Annotated in this window: 16 protein-coding genes and 2 tRNA genes; 7 read left to right on the top strand and 11 right to left on the bottom strand. The window is 59.8% G+C overall.

Going from position 1 to position 17,149, the window contains the following annotated elements; all coding sequences use genetic code 11:
* Nucleotides 1-117: 117 nt before the first annotated feature.
* The 11 genes from AB4Z15_RS22395 to dnaA form a co-directional block, all read right to left on the bottom strand.
* Nucleotides 118-193 (bottom strand) — tRNA-Ala (locus AB4Z15_RS22395).
* A 71-nt stretch (nucleotides 194-264) separates the two neighbouring features.
* Nucleotides 265-384: a DLW-39 family protein gene (locus AB4Z15_RS22390; protein ID WP_216924378.1), complete on the bottom strand. Its 120-nt coding sequence runs from the start codon at nucleotides 382-384 to the stop codon at nucleotides 265-267.
* A 46-nt stretch (nucleotides 385-430) separates the two neighbouring features.
* Nucleotides 431-504 (bottom strand) — tRNA-Ile (locus AB4Z15_RS22385).
* 113 nt (nucleotides 505-617) lie between these two features.
* On the bottom strand, nucleotides 618-1,310 hold the full coding sequence (locus tag AB4Z15_RS22380) for a DUF3566 domain-containing protein (RefSeq protein ID WP_442019007.1): 693 nt from the start codon (nucleotides 1,308-1,310) through the stop codon (nucleotides 618-620).
* A complete protein-coding gene (gene gyrA / locus AB4Z15_RS22375) occupies nucleotides 1,307-3,976 on the bottom strand; it encodes a DNA gyrase subunit A (protein WP_442019006.1) in 2,670 nt (889 codons plus the stop codon). The genes AB4Z15_RS22380 and gyrA overlap by 4 nt, the downstream gene beginning before the upstream one ends.
* A 61-nt stretch (nucleotides 3,977-4,037) precedes the next feature.
* Nucleotides 4,038-6,116, bottom strand: a complete 2,079-nt coding sequence (gyrB, locus tag AB4Z15_RS22370) for a DNA topoisomerase (ATP-hydrolyzing) subunit B (RefSeq protein WP_442019005.1) — start codon at nucleotides 6,114-6,116, stop codon at nucleotides 4,038-4,040.
* Nucleotides 6,117-6,454: 338 nt separating this feature from the next.
* Nucleotides 6,455-7,009 carry a DUF721 domain-containing protein gene (locus AB4Z15_RS22365; protein WP_442019004.1) on the bottom strand — a complete coding sequence of 185 codons (555 nt, stop codon included), beginning with the start codon at nucleotides 7,007-7,009 and terminating at the stop codon, nucleotides 6,455-6,457.
* Nucleotides 6,996-8,189 carry a DNA replication/repair protein RecF gene (recF, locus tag AB4Z15_RS22360; protein WP_442019003.1) on the bottom strand — a complete coding sequence of 398 codons (1,194 nt, stop codon included), beginning with the start codon at nucleotides 8,187-8,189 and terminating at the stop codon, nucleotides 6,996-6,998. Before recF ends, AB4Z15_RS22365 begins: the two co-directional genes overlap by 14 nt.
* A gap of 23 nt (nucleotides 8,190-8,212) precedes the next feature.
* Nucleotides 8,213-9,097, bottom strand: a complete 885-nt coding sequence (gene gnd / locus AB4Z15_RS22355; RefSeq protein ID WP_442005252.1) for a phosphogluconate dehydrogenase (NAD(+)-dependent, decarboxylating) — start codon at nucleotides 9,095-9,097, stop codon at nucleotides 8,213-8,215.
* Between the two features lie 42 nt (nucleotides 9,098-9,139).
* Nucleotides 9,140-10,264 (bottom strand): DNA polymerase III subunit beta, encoded by a 1,125-nt coding sequence (gene dnaN / locus AB4Z15_RS22350; protein WP_431117352.1) that lies wholly within the window; start codon nucleotides 10,262-10,264, stop codon nucleotides 9,140-9,142.
* 575 nt (nucleotides 10,265-10,839) lie between these two features.
* On the bottom strand, nucleotides 10,840-12,261 hold the full coding sequence (gene dnaA / locus AB4Z15_RS22345; protein ID WP_431117351.1) for a chromosomal replication initiator protein DnaA: 1,422 nt from the start codon (nucleotides 12,259-12,261) through the stop codon (nucleotides 10,840-10,842).
* Nucleotides 12,262-12,725: 464 nt separating this feature from the next.
* Here dnaA and rpmH point away from each other — a divergent pair, with 464 nt between their 5' ends.
* From rpmH to AB4Z15_RS22310, 7 genes are all read left to right on the top strand, one after another.
* Nucleotides 12,726-12,863 carry a 50S ribosomal protein L34 gene (rpmH, locus tag AB4Z15_RS22340; protein WP_011776797.1) on the top strand — a complete coding sequence of 46 codons (138 nt, stop codon included), beginning with the start codon at nucleotides 12,726-12,728 and terminating at the stop codon, nucleotides 12,861-12,863.
* A gap of 41 nt (nucleotides 12,864-12,904) precedes the next feature.
* Complete coding sequence (gene rnpA / locus AB4Z15_RS22335; protein WP_442005253.1) at nucleotides 12,905-13,315, top strand: ribonuclease P protein component; 411 nt, start codon at nucleotides 12,905-12,907, stop codon at nucleotides 13,313-13,315.
* Nucleotides 13,316-13,379: 64 nt separating this feature from the next.
* Nucleotides 13,380-13,748 carry a membrane protein insertion efficiency factor YidD gene (gene yidD, locus AB4Z15_RS22330; protein ID WP_442019008.1) on the top strand — a complete coding sequence of 123 codons (369 nt, stop codon included), beginning with the start codon at nucleotides 13,380-13,382 and terminating at the stop codon, nucleotides 13,746-13,748.
* Between the two features lie 16 nt (nucleotides 13,749-13,764).
* Complete coding sequence (gene yidC / locus AB4Z15_RS22325) at nucleotides 13,765-14,739, top strand: membrane protein insertase YidC (protein WP_442019002.1); 975 nt, start codon at nucleotides 13,765-13,767, stop codon at nucleotides 14,737-14,739.
* Nucleotides 14,739-15,290 carry a Jag family protein gene (locus AB4Z15_RS22320; RefSeq protein ID WP_442005255.1) on the top strand — a complete coding sequence of 184 codons (552 nt, stop codon included), beginning with the start codon at nucleotides 14,739-14,741 and terminating at the stop codon, nucleotides 15,288-15,290. The genes yidC and AB4Z15_RS22320 overlap by 1 nt, the downstream gene beginning before the upstream one ends.
* A 6-nt stretch (nucleotides 15,291-15,296) precedes the next feature.
* Nucleotides 15,297-15,947, top strand: coding sequence for a 16S rRNA (guanine(527)-N(7))-methyltransferase RsmG (gene rsmG / locus AB4Z15_RS22315; RefSeq protein WP_442005256.1), 651 nt, complete (start codon nucleotides 15,297-15,299; stop codon nucleotides 15,945-15,947).
* 129 nt (nucleotides 15,948-16,076) lie between these two features.
* A complete protein-coding gene (locus tag AB4Z15_RS22310; protein WP_442005257.1) occupies nucleotides 16,077-17,090 on the top strand; it encodes a ParA family protein in 1,014 nt (337 codons plus the stop codon).
* Nucleotides 17,091-17,149: the final 59 nt, after the last annotated feature.

The raw sequence follows: 17,149 nt of genomic DNA, 5'->3' as shown, positions 1-17,149 counted from the left end.
GCTGAGCGCGTTTTGAGCCGTCAAAACGCGCTCAGCTGCGACTCAGTTGGGAGCCCCAGGTGTGTGAATGGGTTAAATGCAAAAAGTCCCGGTCATTTCTGACCGGGACTTTTCTTATGGTGGAGGCACGGGGACTCGAACCCCGAACCCCCTGCTTGCAAAGCAGGTGCGCTACCAATTGCGCCATGCCCCCATAAGAAGCAACCCGTCAATCATACCCCATGTCAGGACTGGCTTTTGCCAGTTCCAGACCGGGCTCCGTGGCTAGTCGACCTTGTCGGTTGACTTGCTCCAGAGATCCTTCCGGGCTTCGGATTCCTGCGCCTTTTTATAGACCAGGACACCTGCGACCGCCGCTGCGACTACTACCAGCAACTTCTTCACAAGCACCTCATTCCGGTTCAGTGTTACCTGAACCTGTTAGGTTCCGTGGGCGTACCAGGACTTGAACCTGGGACCTCTTCGTTATCAGCGAAGCGCTCTAACCGCCTGAGCTATACGCCCCGATGCCTCATCGGGCCGAGATATGACTGTACAGCACATCCCGGCCCGATCTCAAATCGAGGCATTCTGACCGCTGAATCTCACCGTTTTCGGCGTAAATCCGCGGTTTTTTGCTAGTCGTCCGTCAGGGTGACGCCGATGCCGCCGACCAACGTTGCCGAAATGTTATAGAGCACGGCAGAGAGCATCGACAGGGCGGTCAACAGAACTACGTTCACTACGGCAATAATCGTGGCGAAGGAGGCCACCTGACCGAGCGAAGCAATCTTCTTCAACTCGAAACCACTGCCTTCGGAACCGGCCAAGGTCCCCAGCAGGCTGTCCACCTGGTTGAAGATACCTGTGAGATCCAACACAGTCCACAGCACGATCGCGGCGACAACCGTGACGATGCCCAGCGCCACAGACAGCAGGAACGCCATCTTCAGTACCGACCACGGGTCAACCTTGCTGACAAGGAGGCGTGCACGGCGCACCTTGGCCTTGGGAGCCGGCTTTACAAGTCCCGGCCCACCCTGCGCGGGGCGCTGACCGGGCGCACCAGTCGGACGCTGCCCGGGTTGTGCGGGCCGTTGGCCGGGAGCTGCAGCAGGACGTTGTCCGGCTGAGGCGGGGCGCTGTCCAGGCGAGGCCGGGCGCTGTCCAGGCGAGGCCGGGCGTTGTCCAGGAGCTCCGGCACCGGCGGCGCCGGCTCCCGGGCGTTGCTGGGGCCTTGCAGGCGCTCCTGCCTGCGTGCTGCCCGAGGGCTGCCGGAGTCCGCCGGGGACACCTGTGCTCGGCTTGGGATATGAGTCGGAATTACTCACTCGTTACCTCCGGTGTTGTCTTCGTTCAGCTCCGCGCCCGTTTCTGTATCCGGGTCCGCGTCGTTTTCCGTTTCTGACGTGACGGTCGCCTCAGTGGCTCCGTCTTCTGCAGCCAACGTTACGTCATCGTCCTGTCCGTCCTCGGACTCTTCGCCTTCCAAACCGCGTTCGCTGTTGCGGGCGACCTCAATAATGCGGTCATTCTTGTCCGGCTTCGCAAAGATGACGCCCATGGTGTCACGGCCCTTTGCCGGGACGCCACTGACGGCAGAGCGAACCACCTTGCCGCCCTCCATGACCACCAGGACTTCATCTTCTTCCTGCACAATCAAGGCGCCGACAAGGTCACCACGATCCTCCGCGAGCTTCGCCACCTTGATGCCAAGGCCGCCACGGCCCTGCAGTCGGTACTCATCCACGGCGGTCCGCTTCGCGTAGCCGCCCTCGGTCACGATGAAAACGAACGAGCCGTCCTGGACCACATCTGCGGCCAGCAGTTCGTCATCTTCACGGAACTTCATACCCGTCACACCGGATGTTGCCCGGCCCATGGGACGAAGTGCATCGTCGGTGGCGGTGAACCGGATGGACTGGCCCTTGCGTGACACCAGCAGGAGGTCATCAGTTTCACTGACCAACTGTGCAGAGACGAGCTCGTCACCGTCGCGCAGGTTGATGGCGATGACACCGGCTGTGCGGTTGGTGTCATAGTCCTCAAGCCTGGTCTTCTTGACCAAACCATTCTTGGTTGCAAGCACCAGATAGGGAGCCTGCTGGTAATCGCGGAGATCCAGCACCTGTGCGATGTGCTCGTCTGGCTGGAATGCCAACAGGTTTGCTACGTGCTGTCCCTTGGCGTCGCGTCCGGCTTCTGCGAGTTCGTAAGCCTTGGCACGGTACACGCGGCCCAGGTTGGTGAAGAACAACAGCCAGTGGTGCGTGGTGGTCACAAAGAAGTGCTCCACGACGTCGTCGCCGCGCAACTGTGCACCCTTGATGCCCTTTCCGCCACGCTGCTGGGAGCGGTAGTTGTCGCTGCGTGTGCGCTTGACGTAACCACCGCGGGTAATGGTGACGACCATTTCCTCTTCAGGGATCAGGTCCTCCATGGACATGTCCCCATCGAAGCCCATGAGAATGTGCGTGCGGCGGTCATCGCCATGCTTTGCAACGATCTCAGCAAGTTCCTCGCTGATGATCTGGCGCTGACGCTCTTCCGAAGCCAAAATCGCGTTGTACTCCTCGATCATGGCTTCGAGTTCGGAGTGACGGTCCTGGATCTTCTGGCGTTCCAAGGCAGCCAAACGGCGCAGCTGCATGTCCAGGATGGCGCGGGCCTGGAGTTCATCGATCTCCAGGAGCTCCATGAGTCCCTCGCGGGCCGCTTCCGTGGTGTTGGATGCACGAATAAGAGCGATAACCTCATCCAGCATGTCCAGTGCCTTCAGGAGTGCACGCAGGATGTGCGCTTCTTCCTCAGCCTTTCGCAAGCGGTAACGGGTCCGGCGGGCGATGACGTCCATCTGGTGGTTGACCCAGTGCCGGATAAAGGCGTCCAGGCTCAAGGTGCGGGGAACGCCGTCGACGATTGCCAGCATGTTCGCTGAGAAGTTGTCCTGAAGCTGGGTGTGCTTGTACAGGTTGTTCAGGACGACCTTGGCCACAGCATCGCGCTTCAGCACGATCACGAGGCGCTGGCCAGTACGGCCCGAGGTTTCGTCGCGGAGGTCCGCTATGCCTTGGATCTTGCCATCCTTGACCAGTTCGGCGATCTTGATGGCCAGGTTGTCCGGGTTTGCCTGATAAGGCAGTTCGGTGACCACCAGGCAGGTGCGGCCCTGTAGTTCTTCCACGTTGACCACTGCGCGCATGGTGACGGAGCCGCGACCGGTGCGGTAGGCGTCCTCGATGCCCTTGTGGCCCAGAATGGTGGCACCCGTGGGGAAGTCCGGTCCCTTGATCCGCAGCAGAAGTGCTTCGAGGAGTTCCTCGCGTGAAGCCGTGGGGTTGTCCAGGGCCCACTGCACGCCCTCTGCAACCTCGCGCAGGTTGTGCGGCGGAATGTTGGTAGCCATACCCACGGCGATACCGGAGGAACCATTCACCAGGAGGTTCGGGAAACGCGCCGGCAGGATGGTAGGTTCCTGGTTCTTGCCGTCGTAGTTGTCCTGGAAATCGACGGTTTCTTCGTCGATGTCGCGGACCATTTCCATGGCCAGTTGGGCCATCTTGGTTTCGGTATAACGGGGGGCAGCGGCGCCGTCGTTGCCGGGGGAACCGAAGTTGCCTTGGCCCAGCGCCAGCGGGTAGCGCATGGTCCAGTCCTGGATCAAGCGAACCAGGGCGTCGTAGATCGCCATATCACCATGAGGGTGATAGGTACCCATGACGTCACCCACAACACGGGCGCACTTGTTGAAAGAGCGGTCAGGACGGTAGCCGCCGTCGAACATCGCGTACAAAACGCGGCGGTGCACCGGCTTGAGGCCGTCGCGGACGTCCGGGAGGGCGCGTCCTACGATAACGGCCATGGCGTAGTCCAGGTAGGAGCGCTGCATTTCAGTCTGCAGGTCCACCTGCTCCACGCGGTCAGTCAGAACATCGCCTTCAAGGATGAGGTCGTCGACGCTGGGTTCCGCCGGGACTTCGGGAGTTTCGTCACTCATAATCTAAGTTTTCCGTTTCAGGTATATGTCAGCTCTGGAATATCTACAGCCTTGTGAGGCACTAGATGTCCAGGAACCTGACGTCCTTGGCGTTCTGCTGGATGAAGTTACGGCGCGATTCGACGTCCTCGCCCATCAGTACCGAGAAGGTCTGATCGGCAGCCAGGGCATCGTCCATAGTGACCTGCAAGAGAGTGCGGCGGTCCGGATCCATGGTGGTATCCCACAACTCGGTGTAGTCCATTTCACCAAGACCCTTGTAACGCTGGATTCCGTTGTCCTTGGGAAGGCGCTTGTTCATGGCCGCACCCTTACGGATGGTGTCGTCCCGTTCGCGATCGCTGTAGACATAGTCATGGGCGGCGTTGGACCACTTGATACGGTACAGCGGCGGCTGCGCAAGATAGACGTAGCCGTTCTCGATCAGCGGGCGCATGTAGCGGAACAGCAGCGTCATCAACAGCGTGGTGATGTGCTGACCGTCAACATCTGCGTCTGCCATCAAAACGATCTTGTGATAACGCAGCTTGGCGATATCGAAGTCTTCGCCAATGCCGGTGCCGAAGGCTGTAATCATGGACTGGACTTCGGTATTACCGAGCGCCTTGTCCAGGCGTGCGCGTTCAACGTTGAGGATCTTGCCTCGCAACGGCAGGATCGCCTGAGTTTCCGGGTTGCGTCCCCGCTTGGCCGAACCACCTGCGGAATCACCCTCCACCAGGTAGACCTCACAACGCGAAGGATCCTTGGAGGAGCAGTCGGACAACTTGCCGGGCATGCCGAAGGATTCCAGCGGGCTCTTGCGCCGGGCATTGTCACGAGCCTTGCGGGCAGCCATACGTGCCTGGGCAGCGGAAATGGCCTTCCGGATGACGTCGCGGGCGGGACCGGGGTTACGCTCCAACCAGTCGCCGAGCTGGTCCGTGACAACGCGCTGGACGAAGCCCTTGACCTCTGAGTTGCCCAGCTTGGTCTTGGTCTGTCCTTCAAACTGCGGCTCGGAAAGCTTGACCGAGATGACAGCCGTCAAACCTTCACGGATGTCATCACCGGTAAGGTTGTCTTCTTTTTCCTTGATGATGCTCTTCTCCCGCGCGTAGCGGTTGATCAGCGAGGTCATCGCAGCGCGGAAGCCTTCTTCGTGGGTTCCACCCTCATGGGTATTGATGGTGTTCGCGTACGTGTGGACGCTTTCGGAGTACGCGGTTGTCCACTGCATAGCGACCTCGACGGCGATGTGCCGCTCAGTGTCTTCAGTTTCGAAAGCGATGACATCCTCGTGGACGATCTCCACCTTCTTGCTCGAGTTCAGGTGCTTGACGTAGTCCAGCAGGCCGTCCGGGTACTGGTAGACGACCGTGCGGTGCTCGGCAGCAACTTCGCCTTCGGTAGCGACGGCGTCGAGATCCAGATCGTCCTCACCCTCCCGGGCGGCGGGACGCTCGTCAGTCAGGGTGATCCGAAGGCCCTTGTTCAGGAAGGCCATCTGCTGGAAGCGCGCGCGAAGTGTCTCGAAGTCGAATTCGGTGCTCTCGAAAATGGTTCCGTCAGGGTAGAACGTCTGTGTAGTCCCTGTTTGGTCCGTCTCTTCTCCCTTGACGAGTCCGCCTTGGGGCTTGCCGCCGTCGGCGAATGTCATACGCCAAACGTGGCCCTGCCGCCGGACTTCCGTATTCACGCGCCGGGACAGTGCGTTCACCACGGAGATACCCACGCCGTGAAGGCCACCGGAAACCGCGTAACCGCCGCCGCCAAACTTACCGCCGGCGTGCAGGATGGTCATCACGACTTCGACGGTGGGCTTGCCCTCGGTGGGGTGGATGTCAACGGGGATGCCGCGGCCGTCGTCAACAACCTGGACGCCGCCGTCGGCACGGAGCGTGACTTCAATATGGGTGCAGAATCCGGCCAGAGCTTCATCGACAGAGTTATCCACCACTTCATAGACCAAGTGGTGCAAACCGCGCGGACCGGTGGAACCGATGTACATACCGGGACGCTTACGTACCGCTTCAAGGCCCTCCAGGACAGTGATGTCGCTGGCACCGTACTCCCGGGGGGTTTCCGCGGGCGTGTCAGGCTTGGGAACAGTGTCCTCTTCGGGCTCTACTGCCAAGGTCTCTGCATTGTCGTTAGCCACAGGCGCTTTCGACTCCTCTGTATTCGATGACGGCCGTTCCCGTTGAAGGCCGCGGCAAACCGAGGCCTTCAACGAGCACGTGACTGATTGCGCCGTTTACTCCGACGAAGGGGGTCCTGGAAGCCAGGAAAGTGCTTCCAGGACCCCGACGACGTTTCACCGGCGCTCAGTGATCTACGCCAATTCTATCGTGGAAATGCGCGAATCCTTGCAAATACGGGGGCAGCCGAGAGCTGAATATGCCCGTGGGAGGCCACTGGCCCTATCTGAAATGGCCCTACGGTGGTCCTGATGGGGGCCTATACGACTCGGGGGCGTTGAAACGCCCTGCAAGCCGTTCAGCCGTACGTGTCCCGGGGGCCCCGACCTTTGACGCTGCGCCCACCCTTGCGCCAACTTGGCGCAGACGGACCGAGTACGTGGATGCTGGTCACCACACCTTCCCCGAGTTCATTCCGGAACATCTCAAGCAGGCTTGTACTCAGCAATCGCAGTTGAGTTGCCCATGCTGTGGAGTCGCAACGGACATGAAGTGTGGTGTCAGTAAAGCTCTCCGGCGTGCAGTGTGCAGAAATGTCCGCGCCCACCAACGTTTCCCATTCGGCCATGACCGAGCCAACGGCCACGGGCGATGTCCACCCACGTTCCGCCACCAACCGGCCGACGACTTTCCCCAGGCCCAACGGGTCACGTCCGGTCCCATGGAACTGGGTAAAACCCCTGGTGTCGCGAAGGCCCTTGCGTTTAGGCGCGGATCCGGGACGGGGAGCGCGCTGCCTGACTTCGCCTCTGGCTGCTGCGGCTTCCCGCATACGGTTCAGCGCGGCTTGGGCAGCATCGATTTCGTCCGGATCGCGGCCGGGTTGAAGTCCGTCGGGGCTATCCTTCGCCATCGATGCCTCCCGGAACAACGGTTATACGCCGCCCGGCCAGCTCCTCGGGAATATCGGCGTCGACGGCGGCCGTGACCAGTACCTGTTCGGCGCCGGCCACTATTGCTGCCAGTTTACGCCTGCGCTGGACATCGAGTTCGGCAAAGACATCGTCAAGAATGAGGATCGGCGCAGTGCCTCCGGTGCGGGCATCATCGAGCATGACGTAGTAGGAAGCGAGGCGCAGCGACAAGCACATTGACCACGTTTCACCGTGCGAAGCGTAGCCCTTGGCAGGTGCTTGGCCGAGCACGAGCTCCAATTCGTCCCGGTGCGGGCCCACCAGGGAGATGCCCCGCTCGAGTTCCTTCTTGCGGGATGCGGCGAAAGCATGGACGTAGCGCTCGGTGAGTTCGTCCACCGACAACAGCCTGAGGTCCTCGCCCGACGCCGAAGGTTCCGTTGGGCGATCGGCCGGACCGCCGTCGTCGTCCAGTACGCCCTGGATGGTTGAGCGGTACACCGCGCCGGCATCTTTTGAACCGTCAGTGAGCTGCGCGTAAGCACTGTTCAGGTGCGGGCGGAGCCGTTCCACAAGTTCCAGCCGCGCATGCAGGAGTTCGGCACCAGCGCGGGCCATATGCTGGTCCCAAACATCCAGCGTTGCCTCATGGCCTGCGGTAAATTTTCCGGTCCGCGCGGATTTCAGCAGGGCGTTGCGTTGCTTCAACACTCTGTCGTAGTCGCTGCGGGTAGCAGCATGGCGGGGAATCAAGCTGACCAGGAGCTCATCAAGGAAGCGCCTGCGGTTGGAAGGATCGCCCTTGACCAGCGCCAAATCCTCAGGTGCAAACAGGACGGTCTGGCAGATGCCCAGGATGTCCCTTGCGCGGACTGGGTTTCCTCGATTAATCCGGCCGCGGTTTGCCCGACCTGCATTAATTTCCACCTCAATAACCGTGGACTGCTCGCCGCGGATCAGCTTGGCCCTGATCATTGCGCGTTCCGCGCCGAAGCGAAGGAGTGGAGCATCGGTGCTGACGCGGTGCGAGCTCAGGGTTGCCAAATATCCGATGGCTTCCATGAGGTTGGTCTTACCGATCCCGTTCGAACCCACCAGGACAGTGACCCCGGGGCCAAGCTTCAGGTCAACCTGGGCGTAGCTGCGGAAATCGGTCAGCGAAAGATGTTCAAGATACACGCCGTCTGCTGGACTCCCGCGGCCTAGTTGGACGGACGTGTGGCGTGTCCGCCGAACTGGTGGCGCAACGCTGAAACCATCTTCATGGCCGGAGAGTTGTCTTCGCGCGAAGCGAACCGCGCGAAAAGTGCTGCGGTGATTGCCGGCGCCGGGACAGCGTTGGCAATTGCCTCTTCCACAGTCCATCGGCCTTCGCCGGAGTCTTCCACGTAGTCGTCGATCGAGGCCAGGCCCGGATCTTCGTCGAGTGCTTTGACCATAAGATCAAGCAGCCAGGAGCGCACGACCGTTCCTTTTTGCCAGGCGCGGAAGGTTCCGGGAAGGTCCTTCACGATGTCCTTGGCTGCCAGTAATTCGTAACCCTCGGCATAGGCCTGCATGAGCCCATACTCGATACCGTTATGCACCATTTTGGCGTAATGGCCGGCGCCGACTCCGCCGACGTGGACGAAGCTATCTGCTCGTTCCCCTTCGGGGCGCAGGGCATCGAAGACGGGCAACGCCAGCTCGATGTCTTCGTCAGCGCCTCCAGCCATCAGGCCATAACCGTTCTGCAATCCCCATACGCCACCGGATACACCGCAGTCCGCGAAGCGGATGCCTTTCTCTGCAAGTGCAGCAGCGTGCTTCTGGTCCTCCGTGAAACGTGAGTTGCCGCCGTCGATCACCAAATCACCAGGGTTGAGCTTTTCGCCAAGTTCGGTGATGACCGCATCTGTGATCCCGCCCGATGGAACCATGACCCATACGAGCTTCGGGGAGGGCAGGGCAGCGATGAGTTCGTCCACGGAAGCGACGTCCGTGACATCGGGATTCCGGTCAAACCCGGTTACTTCAATACCGCCGTTCCGCATGCGTTCCCGCATGTTGAAACCCATTTTTCCGAGGCCGATCAGTCCGATGTGCACGGGGTGAACTCTTTTCTGCGCTGGTGGATACGTGGCTGATCGCTAGTTTGGCAGGCGAACCGGCATCACGAGGTAGCGGTAATCGTCCTGGTCTTCGCCATCAGCTTCAGCCTGGGCCGTGATCATGGCCGGCTTGGGAGCGGTGGTAAAGGAGAAACGAACGTACTTCGTCTCGATGACGCTCAGGCCTTCAACCAGGTAGTGCGGATTGAAGGCGACAGTGATGTCCTCGCCTGATAGCTGGGCTTCCAGTTCCTCGGACGCCTGGGCATCTTCACCGGTACCGGCGTCGAGGTTCAGCAGACCCTGGCTGAAGGCCAGGCGGACCGGTGTGTTGCGTTCAGCCACGAGAGACACACGACGAACAGCTTCAACGAGTTCCTGTGTTTGGACCGTTGCGTGGATCGGGGTGGAGTCAGGGAAGAGCGAGCGGATCTTGGGGTAGTCGCCATCCACCAGCAAGGACGTGGTGGTGCGGCCTCCGCTTTCGAAGCCGATCAGGCGGCTGTCGTCGTCAGCGAGGGCAAGGTTGATGTCACCACTGCCACCGAGGGTCTTTGCCACCTCGTTCAGCGTCTTGGATTTGACCAGGGCGCTGGTGGAAATGCCCGGAGTGACGGGCTTCCAGGGGACTTCGCGCATCGCGAGGCGGTATCGGTCCGTAGCGAGGAGGGTGATCATGTCATCCTCAATTTCCATGCGCACGCCGGTAAGGATCGGCAGGGTGTCGTCCTTGCTGGCAGCGATGATCACCTGGGAAACAGCCTGTGCGAAGGCGTCACCTGGCAAAGTGCCACTGATGGCTGGCAACGCCGGAAGAGCCGGGTACTCGGCCTCAGGCATCGTAGCCAGGTGGAAACTGCTGCGGCGGCAGGTGAGGGTGACTTTGCTCCCGTCAGTTTCAACTTCCACAGGAGCTGAAGGCAGGCTGCGACAAATGTCTGCCAAGAGACGCCCGGACACCAGAATGGTGCCTTCCGTGGCGATATCCGCGGGGATCTCCAGGCGGGCTGATGTCTCGTAATCAAAGCTCGAGAGGCTTACCGTTCCAGCCTCGGCTTTGAGGAGGAGGCCGGAAAGCACAGGGACGGGCGGCCGCGGAGACAACGACCGCGCGGTCCACGTAACGGCTTCTGCCAGGACGTCGCGGTCGACTCTGAACTTCACGGAAGGGTGCCGCCTTTCATTGCTGCTGCCAAGTAGTAGCTGCGGATTCCTGCTTGGAACCCACCAAACCTTTGCTGTCCGGTACCGGAACCTGCATGGTCCGCACTCAAGCGAACTACAAACAGACCCAAGGATGGGAGCGCTGCTGACAGCTTAGCCGGAAGATCCGCGATTAACCCATCCCCGGCAGCACTCACCCCTCGTATGTGGACAGCCGCAGGCTGGCCGATGATCTGGTTGATCGGTCTGTCGGTGGCAGGCCGATGGGGCGCAGAACGAGATTGTTATTTGAGGGATTTCAATTTTTTGGGATTCGTAGTGTTAATAACTGCTGTGGAAACTGTGGATAACCCGACCTCGCCGCGTCGTTTCGCGGTTAAGCCCTGTTCACGGATTGTGCGTTAACTGGGTTTTAAACAGGGTGTGGATGGGGACAACTCCCAACCCGGTTTTTGACGATCCACAGATGCCTTAAGGGTTTTAAGCCCATTAACCGCGCTTGTCCCCTTAAGTATCCACAGGGTTATCCACATGCACCTGTTAATAAGGTATGTAGTGCGCGGCAGGATGTGGATTCAGGAGTCCCGCTGCTGCTGCTTGATGCGGTTTGTGAGCTCCGTGACCTGGTTGTAAATCACACGGCGCTCGGCCATCAGCTCACGGATCTTGCGGTCGGCGTGGATGACCGTGGTGTGGTCGCGTCCGCCAAGCTCCTGTCCGATCTTCGGCAAGGACATGTCGGTGAGCTCACGGCAGAGGTACATGGCGATCTGTCGCGCAGTGACGAGGGTTCGCGTACGAGACTTGCTGCAAAGCTCTTCCATGCTGAGCTTGAAGTAGTCAGCGGTCTGGTCCAGGATCTGCTTCGCTGTGATCTCTTGGGCGCCGTCGTCGGTGATGAGGTCCTTGAGGACCATCTCGGCGAGGGCCACATCCACCGGCTGTCGGTTCAGGCTGGCAAAAGCAGTAACGCGGATCAGGGCACCTTCAAGTTCCCGGATGTTGCTGGAGATCTTGGAAGCGATGTACTCCAGGGCGTCGTCCGGTGCCGACAATCCCTCGCTGAGGCCCTTCTTGCGGAGGATGGCAATACGGGTTTCCAGTTCAGGCGGCTGGATATCCGTCAGCAGGCCCCACTCGAAACGGGAGGTCATCCGGTCTTCGAAGCCCGCCAGCATCTTGGGAGGTTGGTCGGAGGTAATGACCACCTGCTTGTTGGCGTTATGCAGGGCGTTGAACGTGTGGAAGAACTCCTCCTGGGTCCGGTCTTTGCCCGCCAGGAACTGGATGTCGTCGATCAGCAGCACATCCACGTTTCGATACGTGGTCTTGAAGCTGGTGCCTTCGTCATCGCGGATCGAGTTGATGAAGTCGTTAGTGAACTCTTCGGAGTTGACGTAACGTACGCGGATTCCGCTGTAGAGGCGGCGGGCATAATGGCCGATCGCGTGAAGAAGGTGCGTCTTGCCGAGCCCGGAGTCGCCGTAGATGAACAGCGGGTTGTATGCCTTGGCAGGGGCCTCGGCTACGGCAACAGCGGCCGCGTGGGCAAAGCGGTTCGAGGAACCGATCACGAAAGTGTCGAAGATGTACTTCGGGTTCAGCCGGCCGAATTCATGCGAGGTACTCGGCGGTGTCGGCTGGGGCTTCGGCTCCGCGGCAAGATCCGGCATCGCGGAAAGTTCGACGGCGGGTTCCGGCTCTTCGTGGATGGGCACCAGATCGGTGTCGACGTCGATCGCGCAACGGATGTCATCCGAAAAAACGCTGCGAAGGGCGTCGTCCAGGGCGTCCTTGACCTGCGTCTGCAGGACCTCGCGGGTGAGCTCGTTGGGAACGGCTACCAGAAGCGTCGAGCCGATGAGGCCTTGGGCCTGGGCGAGGATGACGAAACCGCGCTGGCGGGGTGTGACCCGGTCGTCCTGCTCCAGAAGGCTCAGCACCCTGCGCCAGGAACTTCCGACAGTATTGGCGTGGTTGGCTTCGTCTACTGTCATCAATCAGTTCCTAAATACTTGCTTGCCGGCGTCGCTGGCAGCCGAAGTGTCTCCGACTGGCGATGTTTCCGGGGTTAATCCACAGAGTTATGCACAGCGGGTGGACAATGGGCTACTGAGCCACTCTAGGGGATGGAATCGCTAGAAGATAGCTGGGAAGTTGCTTGTGGATAATTACACCGTTGTGGTTCTGATTTCGGCCTTGTGAGCCACTTCATCCACAGGCTGTGCAGCATCCTTTGGCACAGCTGTGGATAGCTGCAGGAATGGCTCCCGGTTTGACTGGGGGTGCCTTTTTGCCCTAACGTTGTGAAGTCCTTTGTGTCCGCTTTTGTGATCAGTTGCATCGACGTACGTTTATCGTGCGGCAGGCAACGGCGGCAGGCACATACAAAACTTAGCGTCGGCCAGTTCTTCCCCTTTTGATCGGGTGGGCGCACCTTTGATCCACTGGAGTAACTAACGTGAGCAAGCGGACTTTTCAGCCGAATAACCGCCGTCGGGCCAAGAAGCACGGCTTCCGCCTTCGTATGCGCACCCGTGCCGGCCGCGCCATCCTGGCTGCACGTCGCGGCAAGGGCCGCGTCGAACTGTCGGCGTAAATAACTGACTTGTCGGTAAGGGACTTTTTGCGGGTTCGACGGTGCTAGCCACCCCTAACCGTCTGCGGACGTCTACCGACTTTTCAACAACTGTACGTTCCGGCGTCCGCAATGGACGCCGGAACTTAGTGTTATATACGGCCCCTATCGGGGCCGCGGAGCCGAGTCGAATCGGCTTCATTGTCTCCAAAGCCGTCGGGAACGCCGTGACCAGGAACCTCGTTAAGAGGAGACTGAGAGAAGCAGGCGCACTGTCCTTGCACACGCATGGAACGGGCCTGGCGGTCGTGGTCCGGGCGTTGCCCGCAGCTGCATCTGCCAGCTGGGAGCAACTGCTCTCGGACTACAACGCCGCATTGGCAGTGACGACGAAGCGACTGGGTGGATCCGTTCCACGCAGCGCTTCGCCAGACCACAACGGCACCACAAGGGAAGGGACACCGCGTGCATGACATAAGCACCGCCGTCGTTCCTTCCTCAGTTGACCCCTCTGGTTTTGGCGACCCCGCTGGCAAGATTCCCCATGGGAGCCTGTTGGCAGCGGTTGGCAAGTTCATGTGGGACCTGCCCCGAAATATCCTGATTCTCCTGCTGAAGACATACCGCAAGGTCATCTCGCCCCTGTACGGCCAGGTTTGCCGGTTCTTTCCGTCCTGCTCGGCATATGCCCTGGAAGCGGTGACGGTGCACGGCGCCGTAAAGGGTAGCTGGCTCGCAGCCAAGAGGCTCGCCAAATGCCATCCTTGGAATGCCGGTGGAGTGGACCATGTCCCCGCCGGCCATCGTCATTGGCCCGATGGCCAGACGCCCACAATTGTTGTACTGAACAACCCGGACCAGTTCCTGGTTGTTCAGGCTGATGAAGAAGGCCGCACTGCGGCCTAACGAATAGGGATATCGTATGGACTTCTTTGGAACGATCATGTTTCCGTTCAAGTGGCTGGTGTCAGTCATCATGGTTGGCTTCCATGACGGGTTGAGCTTCCTTGGCATGCCCGCCGCCAACGGCTGGACGTGGACCCTCTCCATCATCGGGCTCGTGCTGGTGATCCGTGCCGCCCTGATTCCCGTCTTCGTCAAGCAGATCAAGGCGCAGCGCGGCATGCAGCTGCTGCAGCCCGACTTGAAGAAGCTGCAGACCAAATACAAGGGCAAGACCGATCAGCTCTCCCGCCAGGCTATGGCGCAGGAGCAGATGGCCCTGTACAAGAAGCATGGCACCAACCCGTTCTCCGCATGTTTGCCCATGCTGATCCAGATGCCGTTCTTCTTCGCCCTGTTCCAGGTGCTGTCTGGTATCTCGACCGCCAAGAATGCGGGCGAGGGCATTGGGGCGCTGAGCCACGAACAGGTCATCGAGTTCGATCAGTCGAGCATCTTTGGTGCGCCGCTGTCTGCATCGTTGCTCCACGGTGGGGTACCTGGTACGGAAGTTGCCGTCTGGACCCTCTCCATCATCATGATCCTCGCCATGACAGCCTCGCAGTTCATCACGCAGAAGCAGATCATGGCCAAGAACATGTCCGAAGAAGCATTGGCCAGCCCGTTCATGCGCCAGCAGAAGATGATGCTCTACATCCTGCCGCTCGTGTTCGGTATCGGTGGTATCAACTTCCCCATCGGTGTCCTGATCTACTGGACCACCACCAACCTCTGGACCATGGGTCAGCAATTCTTCGTTATCCGCCGCATGCCCACTCCGGGCTCGCCTGCCGCCAGGGCACTGGAAGAGCGCCGCGCCGCGAAGGGCCTGCCGCCGCTGCTGGGTGGCAAGAAGAAGGACGACGACGACGCCGAGGCTGCCGCGGCTGCCGCTGCGGCCGAAATCAGGGCTCAGCGCGTCCAGCCACAACGTAAGAACAGGAAGAAGAAGTAATGTCTGCTGAGAGCACTGAAGATGTAACTGCCGCCGAGACTGAGGAGCAGGACGACACGCAGGAAGAGTCGTTGTCCAAGACGGCCAGCCGCCTCGAAGAGGAAGGCGACATTGCTGCCGACTACCTCGAGGAACTTCTTGATATCGCTGACATTGATGGCGACATTGACATTGAGGTCCGGAACGGCCGTACCTACATCTCCATCGGAACTGACGAAGAGTCCACTGCCCTGGACAGCCTGGTAGGTCGGGACGGCGAAGTCCTCGAAGCCCTGCAGGAACTGACTCGTCTGTCCGTCCTTTCGGCGACTGAAAGCCGGTCCCGCTTGGTATTGGACATCAACGGTTACCGCAAGGAACGTGCCGGGGTACTTCAGCAGATCGCCGAGGACGCCGTTGCCAAGGTCAAGGAATCCGGCGGGACCGTTGCACTGGAGCCAATGAGCGCCTATGAGCGCAAGATAGTTCACGATGCCGTCGCTGATCTCGGATTCGTCTCCGAATCCGAGGGCGAGGGCGCTGGCCGCCACATCGTGGTCTCGGCTGACTAGCGGCTCATGGTTGAAATTACGGCAACTGAACTGCAGGCAGCAGAGAAGATCTTTGGGGATCGCCTGGATCTCGCCAAGCGCTATGTAGAACATCTGGCCACGTCCGGAACTGAACGTGGGCTGATCGGTCCTCGTGAGATCCCGCGCTTGTGGAGCCGCCACGTCCTGAACTGTGCAGTCATCGAGTCAGCCATTGCCATGGACAGCCACGTGGCAGACGTCGGATCCGGTGCCGGGCTTCCTGGCCTGTGCCTTGCAATTGCCCGCCCAGACCTTGAACTGACCCTGATTGAACCTCTGGAGCGTCGAGTCATCTGGCTTCAGGAAGTCGTGGACGACCTCGGCCTGGACAATGTGACAATCATGCGAACCCGCGCTGAACTGGCTGTGGGATTGGTGGATGCGGACGTCGTTACGGCACGGGCAGTTTCCGCTCTTTCCAACCTGGCTGGGCTTACTATCCCCCTGCTGAATGGCAAGGGGGAGGTTGTCGCGATCAAGGGTCGCAGCGCTGCCGAAGAAATTGAGAAGGCCAAGAAGGTCATCCGTAAACTTGGCGGCGTGGAAACGTCCGTTGTGGTTTGTGGACAGGAGCTTTTGGAGGAACCCACCACCGTGGTGAGGATCATCGTCAACAAGCCCGGAAAGACGGGTTAGTCACCGCCCGGTTTCCCGCGTGTCGGCGGCTGAGCAGTTAGGCTAGAGAACGGCAGCAAGCGCCGAATGAGAGTGAGAGTGTGACCAGTGGGCAGTAGCGAAACCTCCACGCAACGGATCCCCCCCTTTATGTCCCTGGGGTCCGCGCGGGCCATGGCCACACCCTCGGCGTCACTTCAATCCGCTATTGTGCGAACGAATTCAGTTGATAATGCTGCCGTTTCACGTGAAACGCTGACGGATGAGGTTCACAACGTGATGGACTCCATCGATGATTCGAGCCCTATCGCTCGCCAACTGGCCAACGAAACACGCCGACGCGAGCGGCTGATTGGACGTGAACTCCCTAAACCTGATCGGACCCGGATTTTCACGGTCTCCAATCAGAAGGGTGGCGTTGGCAAGACGACTACCACCGTCAACATTGCCGCTGCTCTGGCATCTGCAGGACTCAACGTCCTGGTCATTGACATTGATCCCCAGGGAAATGCCTCTACAGCTTTGGGCATTGAGCACCACGCAGATGTGGACAGCATCTACGACGTCCTGATCAACGACCTTCCGCTGAAAGATGTAGTGGCTCCGTGCCCTGACATTCCCAACCTCATCTGCGCCCCAGCGACGATCCACCTGGCCGGCGCGGAAATCGAGTTGGTTTCATTGGTGGCCCGTGAACAGAGGCTTCGCCGCGCCATAGACGTCTACTCAAAAGAGCGGGAGAAAAACGGTGAGGGACGTTTGGACTTCATCTTTATCGACTGCCCACCCAGCCTGGGTCTGTTGACTGTCAATGCATTCTGCGCCGCCAGCGAAGTTCTCATTCCCATCCAGTGCGAGTACTACGCCCTGGAGGGCTTGAGTCAACTCCTGAAGAATATTGAGATGATCCAGAAGCACCTCAACGCTGACCTGGTGGTTTCGACTATTCTCCTGACCATGTATGACGGCCGAACCAACCTCGCAGCACAGGTTGCGTCTGAGGTCCGCCAACATTTCCCCGAGCAGGTTCTGAGCGCCGTGGTCCCCCGCTCGGTACGTATCTCTGAAGCGCCGAGCTACCAGCAGACTGTCATGACCTATGATCCTTCATCGAGCGGCGCGTTGTCCTACATGGAAGCCGCTGCCGAAATCGCTGAACGCTAGAATTCTTGAAACACTGCAACAGCCTGGGCGGGTCCGCACTCGGCAATTCCATCGGAGGG

Source organism: Paenarthrobacter sp. 2TAF44 (genome assembly GCF_052114885.1).
Taxonomy (GTDB): Bacteria; Actinomycetota; Actinomycetes; order Actinomycetales; family Micrococcaceae; genus Arthrobacter.
Note: the sequence above shows the minus strand (reverse complement) of the source record. Positions and strands in the feature narration are given on the sequence as shown.